Below are 705 nucleotides of genomic sequence, written 5' to 3' on the forward strand. Positions count from 1 at the left end.
AAAAAGCCGCTCTCAGTTCGGATTGCAGGCTGCAACTCGCCTGCATGAAGCCGGAATCGCTAGTAATCGCGGATCAGCATGCCGCGGTGAATACGTTCCCGGGCCTTGTACACACCGCCCGTCACACCACGAGAGTTTGCAACACCCGAAGTCGGTGAGGTAACCCTTACGGGAGCCAGCCGCCGAAGGTGGGGCAAATGATTGGGGTGAAGTCGTAACAAGGTAGCCGTATCGGAAGGTGCGGCTGGATCACCTCCTTTCTAAGGAAGAAAAGCGTAGAACGGTCCTTGGCGTAGCCAAGGAAACATCCGACGGAAGCGCAAGCTTTTGACGAGACGTGCTTGCACGTCGACGGAGAAAGCGGACGCGGAGGAGGATGTTAGTTTGGAGCTAGACATCGTATAATAAAAAACGCTTTTTCGCTTCGTTTAGTTTTGAGGGAATATCCCTCAACTTGCGCCTGCGTCTATTAAAAAGGAGACGAGGTTGAAATTGTTCTTTGAAAACTAGATAACAGGCTGAAAAGTGTGTTTAGTTAAGTTAGAAAGGGCGCACGGTGGATGCCTTGGCACTAGGAGCCGATGAAGGACGGGACAAACACCGATATGCTTCGGGGAGCTGTAAGTAAGCGTTGATCCGGAGATTTCCGAATGGGGGAACCCACTGTCCGTAATGGGGCAGTATCCATACGTGAATCCATAGCGT

At 51.8% G+C, this 705-nt stretch carries 2 rRNA genes; both read left to right on the forward strand.

The annotated features are described in order from the left end of the window. Positions 1 to 260 (forward strand): 16S ribosomal RNA (locus tag LH47_RS14815); the annotation flags it as partial. A gap of 273 nt (positions 261 to 533) precedes the next feature. Continuing rightward, a 23S ribosomal RNA gene (locus LH47_RS14820) occupies positions 534 to 705 on the forward strand; the annotation flags it as partial.

The sequence above is a fragment of the Anoxybacillus thermarum genome, assembly GCF_000836725.1.
Taxonomy (GTDB): Bacteria; Bacillota; Bacilli; order Bacillales; family Anoxybacillaceae; genus Anoxybacillus; species Anoxybacillus thermarum.